This is a genomic window from Methylosinus sp. sav-2, from assembly GCF_004366495.1.
GTDB lineage: Bacteria > Pseudomonadota > Alphaproteobacteria > Rhizobiales > Beijerinckiaceae > Methylosinus.
In genome coordinates this window covers 120902-138609 of the sequence record NZ_SOEJ01000007.1, presented here as the reverse complement: position 1 = coordinate 138609, position 17708 = coordinate 120902, and the positions used below count along the sequence as shown (strand labels likewise).

Here is a 17708-nt window from a genome sequence, read left to right as displayed (position 1 = left end):
TCAGCGCAGCTTCGCCGAGAGACCTCCGAACAAGCCGTCATAGACGCCGGCGAGCTCGTCGAGCGTCTCGCGCGGATCATAGACGCGCTTGCGCGCGGAGGCGCGCGCCGCCTGGAACTGCATCGCCTTGGCGCTGGCGGAAATGCGTCGGCAGGCGTCCGCCTCGGCGGTGAGATCGCCATCTGGCCGCAGCCAATCGAGATGGCTGCCGAGCAGCTCGAAATTGGCGCCGAGCTGGCGAAACGTGTTGAAGGCGAGGCTGTGGAAGAAGCACGGCGGACGCGCTTCCAGCACATTCCACAGCGCGGGGAAACGAGCGGCGAAGGCGCGGATCGGATTGTCGCTGGGGCGGCGCGCGAAATGCTCGCTCGCCAGCTCTTCCGCCGCCCCGCGCAAATCCGCATGCGTGCGCTCGCGGTCGAAGCGCACGAATTCGGCGTAAGGAAACAGAGCGGCGAGATCGCGCGCTTCGCCGGCGCGGCCGAAGATCGCGTCGAAGTCCTCGCCGTCGAGCGCGAAATAGCCGTCATTGTGGAAATAGTCGATCCGCCGCGCGGAAAGATCGATTTCCGTGACGCCGATCGTCGTCTTGGAGTGATCGATGCGATAGGTGACGCCGCGCGTGTCCGGCAGATGATAGCCGTCCACCTCCACCATCACCACGCGGCCGCGCGTGGTCTGGCGCGCGATATGATCGTCCAGCCGATCATAGAGCGCCAGCTCCTCGACGCGCAGGCCGTAGAGACGCTCGAGATCGGCGAGGCGGGGCTTGAAGAAGGTGAACTGATCTTCTTCGTAATCCTGCGCCAGCGTGAAGCCGAGCATGGCCTCCGGCTCGAAGCCGCGCATGGCGACGAGCTCGATCATGAGATCGACATAGCAATTGGTCTGCGGCCAATCACGCTCTGCATGATGCAGCGCGTGACGGAAATGCGGCTTCGCCGGCTTCGGCGGCGAAAGCTCTGCGTCAGAGAGAGAGAGCAGCGCGGACTGAGGTCGGCCAGCCATTGGTGTCGATCCCGTGATGTTTGAACAAGGCGAGGGCGAGGCGCTCCATGCCGAAGCCGACGCATGCGGTATGCGCCGTCTCGCCGGAAGCGGTCTTGATGCCCCAGAGCTCGCCGAAGTGGTCCTGATGATAGTTGAAGCTCTGGCACGCGGTCGGATTTTCCGTGCTCTCGATCGGCACCAAAAGCTCGAATTTCAGCGCTTGCTCGCGCTGGCTCGAGGCCATCATGCGTCCGGCGCGGCCAAAGAATGGATCATTCGCCACATCGATATGATGCGGCAGCTCGAGCGTCTCGGCGAAGCCGCGGGCGCGCTCCAGCCAGGATTCGCGGAAGCTCGCGGCCTGCTCCGGCAAGCCGATGCGAACGAACTCGCGCATGCGGAACATTTGCATGCGCGCCGGATCCTTCGACGGCTCGTGACGGAAGCAATAGGATTGAATGTCGAAGAGGCCGCCCTCGGGAGCGAGCTGGCCGCGGCGCGCGACGATCGGATAGAGCGGATAGCAGGCGGCGGGCGTGAGCACGATGTCGGTCGCGCCCTGGCCGCCGGTCCAGTCGCCGCCGTTGTGAATATTGTCGAGAAGGGCGAGATGGTCCTTCTCGCTTCCGGCGAAGCTGTGCACCGTGCCGGCGAGCTGCGGGAAATTCTTCATATAGCCGCTCTTCTCGAAGAGCGCGCGATTCATGCCGGGCGGAAAGCGGATGACCTCGGCGTGATCGCCTTCGGCGAGGCGCGTGATCAGCCGATCCATTCCCTCTATGACCGCCTCGAAGGCCTGCCCACGGCCATAGAGTCCGTCGACGCCGGTCTCATGCAGAACGCCCTTGGCGAAGAGGCGATCGAGGAAGCTGTCGCAGGCCTGGCACATGGGTCAGTCTCCCAGCCGCTGGTCGATGCGCTGCGCGAGCAGCATGGTGGACAGATTGGTGAAGATGCGATCATTGGAGATCATCACCTGCGCCGAGAGCGCGTCGCGCATATGGCGGCCGACGCTGAACGGCGTGTCGTTCTTGTAGCCGGCGATGCCGGCGATCAGCAGCGCATGATTGATGATCTCGATCGAGAGCTGCGACGAGCCGATCTTGATGTTGTTCATCGCCACGGCGAAGCTCATCGAATTGAGATCATCCTCGTTCTTTTGCGCCTTGGCGAAGCGCTTCAGCCCTTCGACGATATTGGAGCGCATGAGTTGTAGCTTGGCCGTCGCCTCGGCGAGGCGCAGCGCGCCGGGAGCCGGGCCATTGGGATGACGACGCGCGTCCTTGCGCACGAAGGATTGCGCGCGCGAGAGCGCGTCAGAGGCGACGCCGTACCAAACCGCGCTCCACAGGAGATGCGCGGTCGCGAGCATGGACTCGGAGGCGATCTCGGCGAAGTCATGGGTGAATATTTGCTCGACGGGGGCCTCGCCGCTGAAGGTGAAGCCTTCGCTGCAAGTGCCGCGCATGCCGAGCGCATCCCAGCCGCCGGTACGATCGAGTCGATATTGGCTTTTCTCGAGCACGGCCATCAGCTGATCGGACGGCGGAGCGTCTGTCGAGCGGCGCGCGGTGACGAGGATCGCGTCCGAATAGGCGCCGTAGGAAATCAGCGCGCCTTCCTTGGCGATGCGGAATGTCGCGCCGTCGCGCTCGAAGGCGCAAATGCTGTTGCGCATATTGCCGCCGACGCCGCCTTCCGTCGTCGCGGAGCCGAGCAGCAGCTGCTCATCGGCGACGCGGCGCATGAAGCTCTCGTGCCAGGCGCTGCCGCGGCCATGCGCGATGAGGCTCGACACTTTGATCTGATGCATGGCGAAGACCATCGCGGTCGAGGCGCAATGCTGGCCGAGCGACGTGCAGAGCTCCGCGACATCCGCGAGCGAGGCTCCGCCGCCGCCGAATTCGATCGGGATCTGCAGCGAGAGCAGGCGTGCGTCCTTGAGGGCCTGAAACGCTTCGATCGGGAAGCGGCCTTTGCGATCGACATCGTCGGCGTGGCGGGCGGCCGTCGCAACGACATTCGCTCCGCGATCGAGTGGCGCATTCATCAGGCGGCTTCCTTGAGCTCGTGCAGGCAGCCGGCGATCGAGGCGATCGAGGAGAAGCTGCGACGGTTGAGCATGCGGTCGGGGAATTCGACGTCGAAGGTCTCTTCGAGCGCCAGCATCAGCTGGACCGCGGCGAAAGATGTGAGGCCCGTGGCGTAGAGATCGGCGTTGTCGCCGATCGCTTCGGCGGCCACGGCCAAGCGACCTTGTTCGTCGACGAGTCGTCTAATCGTATCGAGCATCATTATCTCCATCGACCAAGCTCGAGGTTCATCGTCACCATACGCGCTCGCGCAGCATTTTCAGCTAAATTGCCGCTCGTTGGTGAACAGTTTGCGGATTTGATCATTGCCAAATTCGTTCCATAAAATTTGACCCGTTCAGGCAAGAAATACGCGGCCATTTGCGTGAAAATGATACGCGGCTATGATGCTCTGGACATGGCTGAGACACTCGAGGCGTCTCGAATTCTGTCATGACCGTGAAACGTGGCGAATCGTCTCCGCGGACCCTATTTTCGACATGAAGAGGATGAATGAGAGAGAGGAGTTTAAGAAACGTTAACCATGAAATGGAACATTCGCCTTCAACGCGAATGCGGGACTGTGCTCGCTTGTTCGACGTCGGAACGGAACTCGCGTGATGTTGGATTATGAATCCGGGTCGAAAAGTCTCGCAGAAAGCCAGCGGCCCATGGCCGCGGAGCCTCCGCGCGCGCGCTCCTCGCTGACGCCGGGACGCTTGATCTCGCTCGCGCTTCGCAACAAGCTTTTCATCCTGTCCGTCGCGCTCGCCTGCGCGGTCGGCGGCTATGCGCTCACCAAGCTGCTGACGCCGCGCTATGTCGCGGCCGCGCAGATCTATCTCGATCCGCGCGGGCTTCCCGGTCTCGAGGGCGACGCCAATCAGGGCCAGGATTCGACCGGCTTCATCAATTTCGTCGAGACGCAGACGCGCATCTTGACCTCGCAGGTCGTGCTCGAGCGCGTCGTGGAGGCGGAGAAGCTCACCGACGATCCCGAGTTCGGCGCATCGACGTCCTTGTTCGGCAAGCTGTTCGGCCGCTTCGGCCGCGCGCCGACGAAGGAGGAGATCGTCGACGGCGCCGTGCGCGCTCTCGGCACGAAAGTCATGGTGCGCCGTCCCGAGCGCACCTTCATCATCGACATCGCCGCCTCGAGCGACAATGCGCAGAAATCGGCGCGCATCGCCAATGCTGTGGCGCAGGCCTATATCGATGTGCGCTCGACGATGCATAAGGACGCCGCGCAGCAGGCGGCGACCTCCTTCACCGGGCGTCTCGACGGGCTGCGCGAGCGTCTGCTCGCCGCGGAAAAATCCGTCGAGGCCTATAAGGCGGAGAACGGCTTCGTCGGCACGCGCGATTCCTACATAGACGAGCAGCGGCTGAAAGAGCTCAATCAGCAGCTCACCTTCGCCCGCACCCGGCTCGAGGACACGCGCTCGCGCTTCGAGCAGGTGCAGCGCGCGGCGCATTCGGACACGGAGCTCGCGGCCATCGCCGCCAATATGAATTTGATGACGTTGAACGCGCTGCGCGGGCAGCAGGCGGAGGCGGCGCAAAAGCTCGCCGATCTCTCCGCCGAGCTCGGGCCGCAGCATCCGGTCGTCAAGAATGCGACGGCGCGGCTCGCCGAGACCAAGCGCCTCGTCAATACCGAGCTGGCGCGCGTCGCCGTTTCGTTGCGCAAGGATTATGAGCGCGCGCGCAGCACCGAGGAGGCGCTGAACCGCGAGATGCAGAAGCTCGAGGGCAAGGCCGTCGTCTCGGCGCAAGCTTCGGTCAAGCTTCGCGATCTCGAGCGCGAGGTCGAGGTCAGCCGCACGATCTACGAATCCTTCCTCACGCGCTCGCGTCAGACCGGCGAGGCGCGGCAGCTCGACGCCGCCAGCACGCATATCATCACAATGGCGACGCCGCCGATCGCGCGCAGCTTTCCGCCCGGCGCCGGGCTGATGACGGGCGCGGGCTTCGTCGCCGGCCTCACTCTGGGTCTCGGCCTCGCTTTTCTGCGTGAGCGCGGATTTGGCGGCGCGCCCGAGTCCGGTCCGCGTCGCGATGTCGAGACCGAGCCTGTGCGCGTCGCTGTGACCGATGCGACGAAATTCACCGTGCGCGGGCCGACGGCGGGGCCGGAGCGGCTCGAGCTGACGCGGCTCGGCATTCCTTTCGTGCGGCCTTTCGCCGATCGCCGCGAGCTCGAGGCGGTGGTGTCGCGCTTCGGCGCGCTGGTCGCCGAGAGCGCGCATCGGCCGCTCGTCATCGGGCTGGTCGGCGACGCGCCGGGCTCCATTCGCACAGTGATGGCCGTCAATATCGCTCTGGCGCTGCGGCTGCAGCATCTCGAGGTGGCGCTCGTCGATGCGGACCGCGATCATGCGGCGCTCACCGTTCTCATCGAGGACGGGCTCGAGGCGTTCGGCGACGCCGACGATCCTTTTGTGCGCACCGACGACAGCGTGCTGTTGGCGCTGCCGGCGATCGATCGACGCTCGCGCGCGGCCGGCGCCGTGGAGCGCATCGTCGATGGTTTCCGCGAGGGCAATCCGGCGGAGGTCGACATTGTGCTCTGCGATGGCGTCGGCTCGGACGAGAGCATGTTCGAGCGGCTCGACTTTGTGGCGCCGGTGCTCGGCCGCGATCAGGATGAAGAGACAGCGATCGCCGAGCTTCCCGCGGCGCTGCGCGCCAAGATCGCGGTGATTTTGCGAGTCGATCATAGCGATCCCTGGCTGCCGCGCCGCGATGCGCGCCGTCGCGCGGAGACGCGCAAGACCGCCTAGAGTCATTCCGGTTCAGATTGAACCGGAATGACTCTAGATCTCCTTGTTCGGTCGTGTTTTTTTCATGCGAACCGGTTCCCACTTCGCTCGAAAACACTCTAGCGGCCGGCCTTTCTCTTCACTCGGCCGGAAACGGCGCGGCGCTCATGGGCTCGACGTCGAGCGTGGCGGCGATCGCGGCGGCCGCGTCGCGCCAGCACTGATCGTAGAGCGGCGAGAGCGAGCGTGACGGCAGGCTTTCCGTGCGCGCGAGGCAGTCCGCATAAGCGCGCGCATCGGCGTCATTGGCGAGCAGCTTCAGCGAGCCGTCGGCGATGGCGCGGCGATAGGCGCGATGATGGTCGAATTCGCCCGCCTCGCGCGGCGCATTGACGATCACCGGCTTGCCGGATTGCAGGCAGGCGAGCACGCTGCCGCGGCGCGAGGTGAGCCCTTCGGGAAAGCGATAGAGGAAGCAGTCGACCTCGGCAAAGAGCGCATGCAGATCGCGCGGGCCGTCGACATAGCCGGTCACGAGGCAATCCTCGGCGAGGCCGAGCGCCTGCGTCTTGGCGCGGAAATCCTCCTCGATGCGATCGACGCCTTTGACGAAGCCGCCGATGAAGAGGCAGAGGACCGGCCGGCCGGAGTCGCGCAGCTTCGCTGCGACATCGAGCACGAAGTCGGATTGCTTCTTGGGATAGATCGAGCCGAAATGGCCGATGACGATGCGCCCCTCGGCGCGCGCGGCCTCTATGCGCGCGGCGAGCGGGGAGGGGCCGTCCGGCGCGGTCGGCGGAATATTGGAGGGGATGGGCGCGATGGCGCTGCGGGCGGCCAGAAAGCGCGTGACGGCGCCTTTGGCGAAGCCCTCGCGCACGAAGGGCGAGGAGAAGACGAAACGCTGCGCGAAGAGGGCGTAGACGGAGACGATGAGTCGGCGGCGCCAGTCGAGATCGGCCCATTCATGCAGGACGAGGACACGGCCGCGCCCGCGTAGCAGCGCGAGGATGAGCGCGACGAGCGGCGTCAGCACGACCTTTTTCCAGGCCACGACCGGCAGATTGATCGCAATGGCGTCGACCTCGCCGAGCGCGTGCCAGATCGCCGCCCAATCGCCGAGCTTGCCGGAGACGGCGAGCCGTTGCGCCTCGAGGCCGAGCTCGCCCCAGCGCGCCGCCACATGGCGCGCGAAGGATTCGACGCCGCAAGGCTGCGTGGCCGTCGAGACCAGGAACAGCGTCTTCTTGCGTTCGGTCGCGCGGATCATCGATGGCTCCGTCCTGTTTCAGAATGAGACGGCGGCGGCGCCGCCATCCCACTCGGAGCAAGAGGCGAACCGTTTTTCTCAGCGGCCGGTCTTCACCCGCGTCCATTCGCGGGTGACGATCTTCTGGATCGGCTGATCCGGCGCCGTGACGGTGAAGAGGCGCTTCATCGTCGCCGCATCGGGATAGATGGCCGGATTGTCGGCGATCTCCTTGTCCACCAGCGGCCGCGAGGCGCCGACGCCATTGGCGAAATTGGTGATCTTGGTGTTGCGGGCGGCGACCTCCGGCCGCAGCAGATAATCGATGAAGAGATGCGCCTCGTCCGGGTGCGGCGCGTCCTTGGGGATGGCGAGGCTGTCGAGCGACATCAACGTCCCTTCCTGCGGGATCACATAAGCGATCTCGACGCCATTGGCGGCCTCGCGCGCGCGATTGCGCGCCTGGAAGCTGTCGCCGGCCCAGCCGATGGCGAGGCAAATGTCGCCATTGGCGAGCGCGTTGATATATTCCGAGGAGTGGAATTTCTTTATGTGCCGCCGCAGGCCGGAGAGCAGATCGGCGGCGCGCCGAATGTCGCCCGGATCCTTGGAATTGGGATCGAGCTTCAGATAATTGAGCGTGATCGAGAAGAGATCTTCGGGACTATCGAGCACATAGACGCCGCAATCGGCGAATTTGCGCAGATTTTCCGGCTTCAGCACCTGGTCCCAGGAGGTGATCGGCTTGTCGCCGATGCGCTCTTTGATCTTTGCGACATTATAAGCGACGCCGGTGGTGAACCACATATAGCTCACGGCATGGGCGTTGCCCGGATCATAGCGCGAGAGACGCTGCGCGATCTCCGGCCAGACATTGTCGATATTCTTCAGCCGGCTCTTGTCGAGCGGGCGATAGACGCCGGCCTTGATCTGCCTTTGCAGAAAGGTCGCCGAGGGAACGACGACATCATAGCCGGCGGCGCCGGCGAGCAGGCGCGTCTCCAATATCTCGTTGGAATCATAGGTGTCGTAGACGACCTTGACGCCCGTCTCGCGGGTGAAATCCTCGAGCACGCGCGGGTCGATATAATCGCTCCAATTGAAGATGTTGACGACCCGCTCGGCGCCCTGCGCGCCCATGGCGCCCCCGAGCGCGAACAGACATGCGGCGAGGATTCTCATTCGACCTGCTCTCCCTCAACGCCCGGCGATTTGCTTCGCCGCTTGCGCGGCGCGTCGCCTCATGGGCACAATGGCCGACCTCTCGCTCTCCCGCCATTCCGAGATTATGCGATGGAGTCCGCCTCTCCGCTGGAAAGTCTGCGCGAGCAAAACGCCCGTCTCGTGACGCGCGGCGCGCGCCGCTATTTGCGCGCGGCGGGTTTTTCCGTCCTCGCGGAGCTGCCGCTGCCGGGCGGGCGGCGGGCCGATCTCGTCGCTCTCGCGCCGGATGGCGCATTGCGCATCATCGAGGTGAAGAGCTCGCTCGCCGATTTCCGCGCCGATCGCAAATGGATGGATTATCGCCTCCATTGTGATCGCTTTTATTTCGCCATTCCCTGCGATCTTTCCGAGGAGGCCTTTCCCGCGGACGCCGGCCTCATCGTCGCCGACGCGCATGGCGCCATGCTGACGCGCGAGGCGCCGGTCCATAAGCTCGCTCCGGCCAGCCGCAAGGCCATGCTGCTGCGTTTCGCCGGCGCGGCGGCGGAGCGGCTTCACTACGCCCTGCATCGCGACGAATTCTGACCCGCGCCGCCGTGCGTCATCGCGGCGCGCTCATCTCGGCGCACGCTTGGCCAATATGCGCTGCAGGGTGCGGCGATGCATGTTGAGGCGGCGCGCCGTCTCCGACACATTGCGGTCGCAGCTCTCATAGACGCGCTGAATATGCTCCCAGCGCACGCGATCCGCCGACATGGGATTGTCGACCGCGTCGGGCTTGTCGATCTTCGTCGCCATCAGCGCATGATAGATTTCGTCGGCGTCGGCGGGCTTGGCCAGATAGTCGAAGGCGCCGAGCTTCACCGCCGTCACCGCCGTGGCGATATTGCCATAGCCGGTGAGGATGATGCCGCGCGCGTCCGGCCGCTTCACCTTGAGCGAGGAGATGACGTCGAGGCCATTGCCGTCGCCGAGCCGCATGTCGATGATGGCGAAGGCGGGCGGGGCGGCTTCGACGGCTGCCAGTCCGTCGGCGACGCTCTCGACCGCGGTGACGAGAAATCCGCGCGCCTCCATCGCGCGCGTGAGTCGGCTGAGGAAGGGCTTGTCGTCCTCCACGATCAGCAGCGAGCGCTCCTGCGGGAGCTCCCCGAGCGCGGCCTCCACGGCCGCATCGAAATCGGTGTGTTCGGCTGCGCCAGCGTCGTCGATCATGCGTCGTCGTCCTGGTTTGGGATTATTCAATATAGCATCACGCCGCGTCGGACGAAGGCGTTTGTTGGTCTAAGCCACGCTCGCGCCCGCCTCCCTCGGCGGCGCCGACGGAGCGCTCCAGCGCCGTGCGGGGCCAGGAGATCGTCACCTTGGCGCCTGTCTGCGGGGATTGCACATTGGCCGTCGTCACGGTCGCGCCGGAGCGTTCGAGCAGCGTCTTGGCGATGAAGAGGCCGAGGCCGAGGCTGGAGCCGGGCTCGTTCTTGGTGCGCCGATCGGTCGGACGTCCGCTGACATAAGGATCGCCGAGGCGATTGAGAATCGCCTGCGAGAAGCCGGGGCCGTCATCCTCTATGACGATGACGACGAGCTCCTTGGACCACAAGGCCTCTATGCGGACGCGCGAGTGGGCGAAGTCGACGGCGTTCTCGACGAGATTGCCGAGGCCGTAGACGATGCCGGGATTGCGCGAGAAGCTCGGCTCGGCGGGTGGGCCGCGCCGCGTCAGCTCTATGTCCACGCCGAAGGCGCGATGCGGCTCGATCACTTCTTCGAGCATGGTCTCGAGCGTCTGCATGTCGAGCAGGCCGCCCGTATCTGCTTGGCCGAGCGAGACGAGCTTGCGCAGAATGTCTCGGCAGCGCCGCGCCTCCTGCGCGAGCAGAGCGAGATCGTCGGCGAGCGCCGGCGCCGTCGCGGGCGCGGATTTCTGCAGCTCCTTCGTCACCACGGCGATGGTCGCGAGCGGCGTGCCCAGCTCATGCGCGGCGGCGGCCGCGAGGCCGTCCAGCTGCGAGAGATGCTGCTCGCGCTCCAGCACCAGCTCGGTCGCCGCCAGCGCCGTCGACAATTGCCGCGCCTCGTCCGAAACGCGCGCGGCGTAGAGGCCGACGAAGGCCGCGCTCAGCACCAGCGCGGTCCAGACGCCGGTGCGATAGAGCAGCGGGAAATGCAGCTCGACGCCCTCGTACCACGGCAAAGGCTGAAACTCGACGGTCAGTATCGTCGCCGAGGCGATCATCAGCACGCCGAGCAGAATGGTCAGCTTGCGCGGCAGCGACACGGCCGAGATCATCACCGGCGCCAGAAACAGCATGGCGAAAGGATTGGCGACGCCGCCGGTGAGATAGAGCAGGGCCGAGAGCTGCAATATGTCATAGGACAAGAGCAGCGCCGCCTCGCCGTCGTCGAGGCGGAAGGTGCGCGTCGTCGCCAGACGCAGCGCGGCGTTGAGGCAGGCCGAGGTCGCAATGGCGATGAAGCTCAGCCCGATCGGAAAATCGAACTGAAAATAGAAGAAGGTGACGAGCGTCGCGAAGGTCTGGCCGGCGATCGCCAGCCAGCGCAGGATGATGAGCGTGTCGACGCGAAGCTGGCGGGCCTGATGGCCGAAATCGGCGTCGGCGGAGTTTGTCATGAGGCGTCGTCGTCTCGAAAATTGCAGCAGCGCGAGACGCGCGGCTCTGCGATTTGTAGCGCGTTTCGCCCGTGCTCCGCAGCGATTTTCCGCAGGACTATATGCCGCGCCCCCTTGCCGCGCGCCATAGCCGCCATTGCCGCCGCCATTGCGCCGGCTCGGCGATCATATGGAGCGGATCGAAGCCTTTGCGCTCCATCGCGCCGAGATAGAGCGGAATCAATGCTGCGGGCAGCAGCGCCGCGCGCGCCGCGCCATCGCCGCGCACGGCTTTGCGCGCCTTTTCGAAATTATTGCGCGCCTTGCCGCGCAGCTCCGCCAGAGCGGCGGCGAGCGCGGACGTGAGCTTCGCCTCGACGAAATCGCTCTCGGCGCGATGGCGCGCGAGAAGATCGAGCGGCAAGAATCGCTGACCCTGCGCCAAATGGCGGGGGAGAGCGCGCAGAATCGCCGTGAGGCCATAGGCGCGCCCGGCGAAGCGCAGCGCCTCGTCCTGCCGTGCGGCGTCCTCGGCGTCGATGACGCGGGCGCGCCAGCGCAGAGGCGCGCCGAAAACGCGGTCGCTATACGTCTCCAGCGCCGCGAGGCTCTCCATCTGCTCGTCATAGAGATCGAAGCTATGAGCCTCGAGCAGCTCGACGACCTCCTCGCGGGGGATGGCGCAGCGGTTGAGCGTATCGAAAAGAGCGTCGGCGATCGGATGGGCGCGGGCGCCCTCGCTATCGGCCGGCGCCTCCAGCGAATCGTACCACCAGCGCAGCCGCATCTCGCCGAGAATCGGCTGCGAGACGCGCGCCCGCACGCTGGAAATCTCCGCGCAGAAAGCGCCGATCGCATGGAGATGCGGCCGCGCCTGCGCCGGCGCGAACAGGCAGGCGAGCCAGAGGTCGAGATCCTGCTCGCGCAGCGCGGCCTCGCAATGGCGGTAATGGTCGGCGAGCTCCGTCTCGCGCTCGGTCGTCGCGGCCTCGTCCATGGGCGAAAAACCTCGGCTCACACCACGATCAGCACGGCGGCGACGCGGCGGTCCTCGTCGAGCAGCATATTATAGGTGCGAACGGCTGCGCCGGTGGCCATGGCCTCGACCATGATTCCCGCCTGCTTCAGCCGCGCGCGCAAGGCGGCGGAGGGCGGTCGCAAATTCTCGCCTGAGCCGAAGATCAGCAGCTCGACCGCGCCGGCGCTCTCGTCGAAGAGCGGCGCGAGCGTGGCCTCGTCGATCTCCGCCGCGGCGACGGCCTCCAGCGCATGAATCCCCGAGGGCAGGGCGAGCAGCGATCCGCGATGCGACATTTCCGCGAAGCGAAAGCCGCCGCCGCCATAGGTCTCGATCCTGTAGCGGCCCGGAACGAAGCCTCGACCATGCTCGGCCATCAGGCCGCTTTGGGCTTGGCGCGCGTCGTCGCCTTGGCGGAGCCCTTGCTCGGCGCCGCCTCCGGCGCCTTGTCGGCATCCTCATTGCGCAGGCCGAGATAGATCAGCATGGGCGAGCAGATGAAGACCGAGGAATAGGTGGCGACGAAAATGCCCCAGATCATCGCGAGCGAGAAGGAGCGGATCACATGGCCGCCGAAGATCGCCAGCGAGAAAAGCGCCAGAAACACGGTCGTCGCCGTCATGATCGTGCGCGGCAGCACGGCGTTGATCGAGAGATCGATCATTTGATCTGTCGGCATCTTCTTGTATTTGCGCATCATCTCGCGGATACGGTCGAGCACGACGACAGTCTCGTTCAGCGAATAGCCGACGATGGTCAGGATCGCCGCGATCGACGTCGTATTGAATTCGAGATGCGTGAGCGAGAAGAAGCCGACTGTGAGCAGGAGATCGTGCATCGTCGCGATCACGGCGCCGATGGCGAACTGCCACTCGAAGCGGAACCACAAATAGGTCAGCACGGCGATGATCGACAGCACGACGCCGAGCGTTCCCGATTGCACCAGCTCGCCGGAGACGCGCGGGCCGACCACCTCGACGCGGCGCAGCTCATAATCCGAGCCGACCGAGCTGCGGACCTTTTCGACCGCCGCCTGCTGGGCGGAATCGCCGCCCTTCTGCGGTCCGAAGCGGACGGTCGCATCGGATTGATTGCCGAAGGATTGCACCTCGACGTCGCCGAGCTCGAGCTTCTCGATCGTTTGGCGCAGGGTCGCGATCTCGGCCTGGCCGGCTTTGGCGCGCAATTCGATGACCGTGCCGCCTGCGAAGTCGATGCCGAAATTCATGCCGCTAAAGATGAACAGCAGAATCGAGCATATCGAGAGCACGGCCGAGAAGGGGTAGCTCACGCGGCGGAACCGCATGAAGGGGAACTTGGTGTTCTCCGGGGCGAGACGCAGCAGCTTCATCTGTTTCACCCTCAGATCGGCAGGCGCGTCGGGCGCGCGTAATGATACCAGACCGCGATCATCATCCGCGTCATGGTGACGGCGGTGACGATGGTCGTCAGAATGCCGAGCGCGAGCGACACGGCGAAGCCGCGCACCGGGCCGGAGCCCAGGAAGTAGAGGATCGCTGCGGCGACGAACATTGTGACATTGGAGTCGACGATGGTCGCGAAGGCGCGGTTGAAGCCCGCGTCCAGCGCGGCGAGGATCGAGCGGCCGGCATGCTGCTCCTCGCGAATACGCTCATAGATCAGCACATTGGAGTCGACCGCCATGCCGATCGTCAGCACGATGCCGGCGATGCCCGGCAGCGTCAGCGTCGAGCCGAGCAGCACCAGACCGGCGAAGATGAAGGCGATATGGACGAACAGCGCCAGATTGGCGAAGATTCCGAACACGCCATAGGTGATGAGCATATAGACGACGACGAGGCCGGCGCCGACATAGGCGGCGCGCTTGCCGGCGTCGATCGAATCCTGGCCGAGGCCGGGGCCGACGGTGCGCTCCTCAATGATGTCGAGCTTGGCGGGCAGGGCGCCGGCGCGCAGCAAGATCGACAGGTTGTTGGCCTGCTCGACGGTGAAATGGCCGGAAATCTGGCCGGAGCCGCCGGTGATCGGCTGCAGGATGCGCGGCGCCGATATCACCTTATTGTCGAGCACGATGGCGAAGAGCCGGCCGACATTCTTGGAGGTGACCTCACCGAATTTCTGTGCGCCGCGAATGTTGAAGCGGAAATTGACCACCGGCTCGCCGCCGCGCTGCTGGTCGAAGCCGGGCTGGGCGTCGGTCAAATCCTCGCCCTGCACCATGATCTGCTTCTCGATGGCGATCTTGCCCGGCTGGTCGACCTGGTCGAGCTCCTCGAGCTCGGACTGGCTCTGGCCCGGCTCGGCGACGAGGCGGAACTCCAGCTTGGCGGTCTGTCCGAGAATGGTCTTGAGCTGTTCCGGGTCCTGCAGGCCGGGCACTTGGACGATGATGCGATCGTCGCCCTCGCGCTGAATGCTGGCCTCGCGCGTGCCGAGCGCGTCGACTCGGCGGCGGATGACCTCGATCGACTGATCGACCGCGTGGCGGACCTTGTCGGTCACGCCGGAATCGGTGACGACGATTTGCACTAGGCCGTCGCCCGAATCGCGCACCTCCAGCGGCGGCGCGCCGCCGATTTTCGCGCCGAAGCCCTGCGCCAGATTGCGGAACTTCGGCAGCACTTTGGCGCGCTCGGCGGCGTCGGGGATGCGCAGCTGCACGCCGCGCGTCTGCGCGCCTATGCCGCCGGTGATGGCGATCTTCTCCTCGCGCAGGATGCGGCGCACGTCGTCGCGCAGATTGGTCACCTGCGTGTGCAGCACCGAGGCTTTGTCTACCTCCAGCATCACATAGGAGCCCCCTTGCAGATCGAGGCCGAGCACGATGGTGCGCGGCTGCGCCCAGGAGGGCAGGGCGTTTTCGAGCGCCTTGACGCTCGCCGGCGCGAACATGCTGGGGAGGACGACGAGAACGGCGGCGAGCGTCAGCGCCAGAATGGCGATGATCTTCCAGGTGGCGAAGCGCAGCATGGATCGTCGGTCCTGTGAGGCGGTCCTAAAAGAAAGGTCCCGGCGCCGGGAGGCGGCCGGGATGGATGCGTCGCGTTCTGAAAGAAGGCTAGCGCGAGGCCGCCTGATCCTTCACCGGCTCGCCCTTGGCGCGCACCTCGGTGACGGCCGAGCGCAGCACGCGCACGCGGATGTTCTGGGCGATCTCGACCTCGACCTCGGCGTCGTCGATGGTCTTGGTGACCTTGCCGATCAGCCCGCCGCTGGTGACGACCGTATCGCCACGGCGCACATTCTTCAGCGATTCCTTCTGCTCCTTCGTACGGCGCGCCTGCGGACGCAGCACGATGAAATAGACGATCATGGTGACGAGCAGCAGCGGAACGAGCTGCGTGATCATGTCGGGAGCCGGAGCCGCCGGGGGAGCGCCCACATCCGGCGCCGTCTGCACTGTCGTGCTGGGCGGGACGGGCGGCGCCGAGGGAGCCGCCGGAACGGGGGGAGCAGCCGGGGCGGGCGGAGCGGGAGGCGCCGCAGGAGCGTCGGTCTGAGCTTGGGCGGTCTGGATCAATTTCATGTTCGATCTCTTAGAAGCGGCGCGCGCGCCTTCGTGCCGGCAGGAAGCCGCCTTGCAACGGGCGCGGACTATAGCCGGCCCTATCCCGAAATCAATGGCGGCCGGCGCCGCGCTGCGGCGCCTTCGGCAATAGGAATTCGGCGAGGTCTGTGCGACAACTCACAGTCGGCGGCCTCGGCGGGGGATTATGTCGCCTCTCGGAAGCATCGGGGTGGAGGGGCTCCGCGCGCTTCGAAGCGAAGTGAGGAGAAATTCCGATGTTCAAGAAATTATCGCTCGTCGCCGCGCTGGGCGCCGCGCTCGCGCTGCCGTCGGAAGCGTTTGCTCAGCATTACGGCGGCGGTGGCGGCGGTCATGGTGGTGGCCATGGCGGTGGCGGCTGGCACGGTGGCGGTCACGGCGGCGGCGGCGGTTGGCACGGTGGCGGTCACGGCGGCGGCGGTGGCGGCGGGTGGCACGGTGGCGGTCACGGCGGTGGCGGCTGGCACGGTGGCGGCCATGGCGGCGGCTACGGCGGCGGCTGGCATGGCGGCCCCGGCTGGCGCGGAGGACCCGCCTATGGCCACGGCGGACGAGGCCGCTATTGGCATGGGCGCTGGTATAATTATGGCGTCGGGCCGTGCTGGCGTTGGGCCGGCTATTGGGTCTGGGCCTGCTACTAAAGGCTCACGCCCGAGAGCTCGGCGCTCTCAGGCGCCGAGCTCTCGGGCGAGGCCGCGCATGAAGTCGACGCAGGCTGCGAGCTCGCCCACTTCTATATATTCGTCCGGCTGATGCGCCTCGTCTATGCGGCCGGGGCCGCAGATCACGCTCGGAATGCCGGTCTGCTGGAAGTGTCCGGCCTCGGAGGCGTAGGGTACGGCGATAGTGCGATTGGCGCGGGCGAGACGTAGCGCCAGAGTCTCCGCCGGCGAGCCCGGCTGCGGTGCGAGGCCCGGAACCGCCACCTCCATTCGCGTCTCGATGCCGGTTCCGGGGAAGGGCGCGAAGTAACGCTGCATAAGCTCCGCCGAATAGGCGGAAAGCCTCTCCTCGACGATTCGGGCCGCGTCGGTTCCCGGCACGCCGCGGACCTCCCAATGGAAGACGCAGTCCTTGGCGACGATATTGCGCGCCGTGCCGCCCTCTATCACGCCGATATGCAGAGTGGAGTAGGGCGGGTCGAACCGCTCGGTCGGATCGCCCGCCGCGGCCAGCTCCTCGCCGATTCGCAGCAGCTCCGCGCCGAGCAGCAGAGCGACATGCACGGCGCTGACGCCGCGATGCAGATTCGCGGAATGAATCTCATAGCCGCGGACCCGCGTGACGAAGGTCGTCACGCTCTTATGCGCGTCGGCGACTTGCATGGAAGTCGGCTCGCCGATCACAGCGGCGGCCGGCCGCGGCAGATCGTAGCCGAGGCGCCCCAGGAGATCGAGCGGGCCGAGGCAGGTCGTCTCCTCGTCATAGCTGAGGAAGATGTGGATCGGCCGCGTGAGCCCCGCCGCCTTGAACTCGGGAATCATGGCGAGGCAGACGGCGCAGAAGCCCTTCATGTCGACGGCGCCGCGGCCCAGCAGCCGGTCGCCTTCGCGACGCAGGGTGAAGGGATCGGCGGTCCAGCTCTGGCCCGTGACCGGCACCACATCCGTATGGCCGGAAAGCACGACGCCCCCCGCGATCGGCGGGCCGATCGTCGCGAAGATCGCCGCCTTGCCGCCCGTCGCGTTGGGCGCGCGAATGCAGGGCACATCCTGCGCGCGCAAATAGGATTCGACGAAATCGATGAGCGCCAGATTAGACTTGGAGCTCTCCGTGTCGAAAGCGACGAGCCGTCCGGTCAGCTCGATCGCGCGCTCGATCGTCGAAATGTCGCCTGACATGCGCCTGGCTCAGTTCAGCGTCGGCTTGGAGAGCGGGCTGTCCAGCGAAAAGGCCGGCACCTCTATGTCGAAGGTCTCGCCGTGGGGGGTGATCATCGTATAGCTTCCCTTCATCAGTCCGGAGGGCGTCGTGAGCGGACAGCCCGAGGCGTAGCGGAACGTCTCGCCGGGCTCGAGCACCGGCTGCTCGCCGACGACTCCCGGTCCCTTCACCTCTTCCTTGCGCCCATAAGCGTCGATGATGATCCAGTGACGTGACAGGAGTTGGACGCGCTCCTTGCCGAGATTGGCGATCTCGATCGTGTAGGACCAGACGAAGCGATCGTTGGCGGGGTCCGACTGCTCGTGGAGAAAGTCCGGCAGAGCAGTGACCTGAATGTCTCTTGTGATGGATATATACATGGGACCTACTCTAGGACGCATCGCGCCGAAGGGAAATGTGGAATGCGTCGCCGCCCACTGTGAAAGCCGG

18 protein-coding genes are annotated in these 17708 nt (G+C 65.7%); 3 read left to right on the top strand and 15 right to left on the bottom strand.

The features are described from left to right. Genes EDE12_RS13645 through EDE12_RS13630 form a run of 4 tightly spaced genes read right to left on the bottom strand, consistent with a single transcriptional unit; the run spans position 1 to position 3282 of the window. Positions 1-1008 (bottom strand): DUF1839 family protein, encoded by a 1008-nt coding sequence (locus EDE12_RS13645; protein WP_026598450.1) that lies wholly within the window; start codon positions 1006-1008, stop codon positions 1-3. Continuing rightward, the gene (locus EDE12_RS13640; RefSeq protein ID WP_024879674.1) at positions 968-1879 is read right to left on the bottom strand and encodes an amino acid--[acyl-carrier-protein] ligase; all 912 of its coding nucleotides are present in this window, start codon (positions 1877-1879) and stop codon (positions 968-970) included. Before EDE12_RS13640 ends, EDE12_RS13645 begins: the two co-directional genes overlap by 41 nt. A 3-nt stretch (positions 1880-1882) precedes the next feature. Continuing rightward, on the bottom strand, positions 1883-3040 hold the full coding sequence (locus EDE12_RS13635) for an acyl-CoA dehydrogenase family protein (protein ID WP_026598451.1): 1158 nt from the start codon (positions 3038-3040) through the stop codon (positions 1883-1885). After that, entirely contained in the window at positions 3040-3282 is a 243-nt protein-coding gene (locus tag EDE12_RS13630; protein WP_024879676.1) for an acyl carrier protein, read from the bottom strand. The genes EDE12_RS13635 and EDE12_RS13630 overlap by 1 nt, the downstream gene beginning before the upstream one ends. 451 nt (positions 3283-3733) lie before the next feature. Between EDE12_RS13630 and EDE12_RS13625 the strand changes: the two genes are divergently transcribed. Beyond that, positions 3734-5845, top strand: coding sequence for a GumC family protein (locus tag EDE12_RS13625; protein ID WP_026598452.1), 2112 nt, complete (start codon positions 3734-3736; stop codon positions 5843-5845). Positions 5846-5963: 118 nt separating this feature from the next. On the opposite strand, the gene EDE12_RS13620 is transcribed toward EDE12_RS13625, so the two are convergent. Beyond that, positions 5964-7094 (bottom strand): glycosyltransferase, encoded by a 1131-nt coding sequence (locus tag EDE12_RS13620; RefSeq protein WP_134188123.1) that lies wholly within the window; start codon positions 7092-7094, stop codon positions 5964-5966. A gap of 78 nt (positions 7095-7172) precedes the next feature. Continuing rightward, positions 7173-8255, bottom strand: a complete 1083-nt coding sequence (locus EDE12_RS13615; RefSeq protein WP_051592440.1) for a polyamine ABC transporter substrate-binding protein — start codon at positions 8253-8255, stop codon at positions 7173-7175. A 111-nt stretch (positions 8256-8366) separates the two neighbouring features. Here EDE12_RS13615 and EDE12_RS13610 point away from each other — a divergent pair, with 111 nt between their 5' ends. Further along, entirely contained in the window at positions 8367-8822 is a 456-nt protein-coding gene (locus tag EDE12_RS13610) for an MmcB family DNA repair protein (RefSeq protein WP_026598454.1), read from the top strand. A gap of 30 nt (positions 8823-8852) precedes the next feature. On the opposite strand, the gene EDE12_RS13605 is transcribed toward EDE12_RS13610, so the two are convergent. From EDE12_RS13605 to yajC, 7 genes are all read right to left on the bottom strand, one after another. Continuing rightward, entirely contained in the window at positions 8853-9452 is a 600-nt protein-coding gene (locus EDE12_RS13605; RefSeq protein ID WP_026598455.1) for an ActR/PrrA/RegA family redox response regulator transcription factor, read from the bottom strand. Positions 9453-9489: 37 nt separating this feature from the next. After that, positions 9490-10869 carry an ActS/PrrB/RegB family redox-sensitive histidine kinase gene (locus EDE12_RS13600; protein WP_026598456.1) on the bottom strand — a complete coding sequence of 460 codons (1380 nt, stop codon included), beginning with the start codon at positions 10867-10869 and terminating at the stop codon, positions 9490-9492. Positions 10870-10966: 97 nt separating this feature from the next. Next, complete coding sequence (locus EDE12_RS13595; protein WP_026598457.1) at positions 10967-11845, bottom strand: squalene/phytoene synthase family protein; 879 nt, start codon at positions 11843-11845, stop codon at positions 10967-10969. Between the two features lie 17 nt (positions 11846-11862). After that, complete coding sequence (locus EDE12_RS13590; protein ID WP_026598458.1) at positions 11863-12243, bottom strand: MTH938/NDUFAF3 family protein; 381 nt, start codon at positions 12241-12243, stop codon at positions 11863-11865. Then, a complete protein-coding gene (secF, locus tag EDE12_RS13585; RefSeq protein ID WP_024879685.1) occupies positions 12243-13217 on the bottom strand; it encodes a protein translocase subunit SecF in 975 nt (324 codons plus the stop codon). Before secF ends, EDE12_RS13590 begins: the two co-directional genes overlap by 1 nt. Positions 13218-13228: 11 nt before the next feature. Beyond that, positions 13229-14818, bottom strand: coding sequence for a protein translocase subunit SecD (gene secD / locus EDE12_RS13580; protein WP_026598459.1), 1590 nt, complete (start codon positions 14816-14818; stop codon positions 13229-13231). 88 nt (positions 14819-14906) lie between these two features. After that, on the bottom strand, positions 14907-15197 hold the full coding sequence (gene yajC, locus EDE12_RS13575) for a preprotein translocase subunit YajC (protein WP_036290817.1): 291 nt from the start codon (positions 15195-15197) through the stop codon (positions 14907-14909). 434 nt (positions 15198-15631) lie between these two features. Between yajC and EDE12_RS13570 the strand changes: the two genes are divergently transcribed. Continuing rightward, positions 15632-16036, top strand: coding sequence for a hypothetical protein (locus tag EDE12_RS13570; RefSeq protein ID WP_198022760.1), 405 nt, complete (start codon positions 15632-15634; stop codon positions 16034-16036). Positions 16037-16063: 27 nt separating this feature from the next. On the opposite strand, the gene argE is transcribed toward EDE12_RS13570, so the two are convergent. Beyond that, a complete protein-coding gene (gene argE, locus EDE12_RS13565) occupies positions 16064-17236 on the bottom strand; it encodes an acetylornithine deacetylase (RefSeq protein WP_026598460.1) in 1173 nt (390 codons plus the stop codon). Between the two features lie 9 nt (positions 17237-17245). Continuing rightward, the gene (gene apaG / locus EDE12_RS13560; RefSeq protein WP_024879690.1) at positions 17246-17638 is read right to left on the bottom strand and encodes a Co2+/Mg2+ efflux protein ApaG; all 393 of its coding nucleotides are present in this window, start codon (positions 17636-17638) and stop codon (positions 17246-17248) included. Positions 17639-17708 lie beyond the last annotated feature (70 nt).

Coding starts and splice junctions, on each gene's coding strand:
- EDE12_RS13625 (WP_026598452.1), top strand. CDS start 3,734: ATGGCCGCGGAGCCTCCGCGCGCGCGCTCCTCGCTGACGCCGGGACGC.
- EDE12_RS13645 (WP_026598450.1), bottom strand. CDS start 1,008: ATGGCTGGCCGACCTCAGTCCGCGCTGCTCTCTCTCTCTGACGCAGAG.
- EDE12_RS13590 (WP_026598458.1), bottom strand. CDS start 12,243: ATGGCCGAGCATGGTCGAGGCTTCGTTCCGGGCCGCTACAGGATCGAG.
- EDE12_RS13615 (WP_051592440.1), bottom strand. CDS start 8,255: ATGAGAATCCTCGCCGCATGTCTGTTCGCGCTCGGGGGCGCCATGGGC.
- EDE12_RS13600 (WP_026598456.1), bottom strand. CDS start 10,869: ATGACAAACTCCGCCGACGCCGATTTCGGCCATCAGGCCCGCCAGCTT.
- EDE12_RS13610 (WP_026598454.1), top strand. CDS start 8,367: ATGGAGTCCGCCTCTCCGCTGGAAAGTCTGCGCGAGCAAAACGCCCGT.
- EDE12_RS13570 (WP_198022760.1), top strand. CDS start 15,632: ATGTTCAAGAAATTATCGCTCGTCGCCGCGCTGGGCGCCGCGCTCGCG.
- apaG (WP_024879690.1), bottom strand. CDS start 17,638: ATGTATATATCCATCACAAGAGACATTCAGGTCACTGCTCTGCCGGAC.
- EDE12_RS13605 (WP_026598455.1), bottom strand. CDS start 9,452: ATGATCGACGACGCTGGCGCAGCCGAACACACCGATTTCGATGCGGCC.
- secF (WP_024879685.1), bottom strand. CDS start 13,217: ATGAAGCTGCTGCGTCTCGCCCCGGAGAACACCAAGTTCCCCTTCATG.
- EDE12_RS13595 (WP_026598457.1), bottom strand. CDS start 11,845: ATGGACGAGGCCGCGACGACCGAGCGCGAGACGGAGCTCGCCGACCAT.
- EDE12_RS13630 (WP_024879676.1), bottom strand. CDS start 3,282: ATGCTCGATACGATTAGACGACTCGTCGACGAACAAGGTCGCTTGGCC.
- argE (WP_026598460.1), bottom strand. CDS start 17,236: ATGTCAGGCGACATTTCGACGATCGAGCGCGCGATCGAGCTGACCGGA.
- yajC (WP_036290817.1), bottom strand. CDS start 15,197: ATGATCACGCAGCTCGTTCCGCTGCTGCTCGTCACCATGATCGTCTAT.
- EDE12_RS13635 (WP_026598451.1), bottom strand. CDS start 3,040: ATGAATGCGCCACTCGATCGCGGAGCGAATGTCGTTGCGACGGCCGCC.
- EDE12_RS13640 (WP_024879674.1), bottom strand. CDS start 1,879: ATGTGCCAGGCCTGCGACAGCTTCCTCGATCGCCTCTTCGCCAAGGGC.
- EDE12_RS13620 (WP_134188123.1), bottom strand. CDS start 7,094: ATGATCCGCGCGACCGAACGCAAGAAGACGCTGTTCCTGGTCTCGACG.
- secD (WP_026598459.1), bottom strand. CDS start 14,818: ATGCTGCGCTTCGCCACCTGGAAGATCATCGCCATTCTGGCGCTGACG.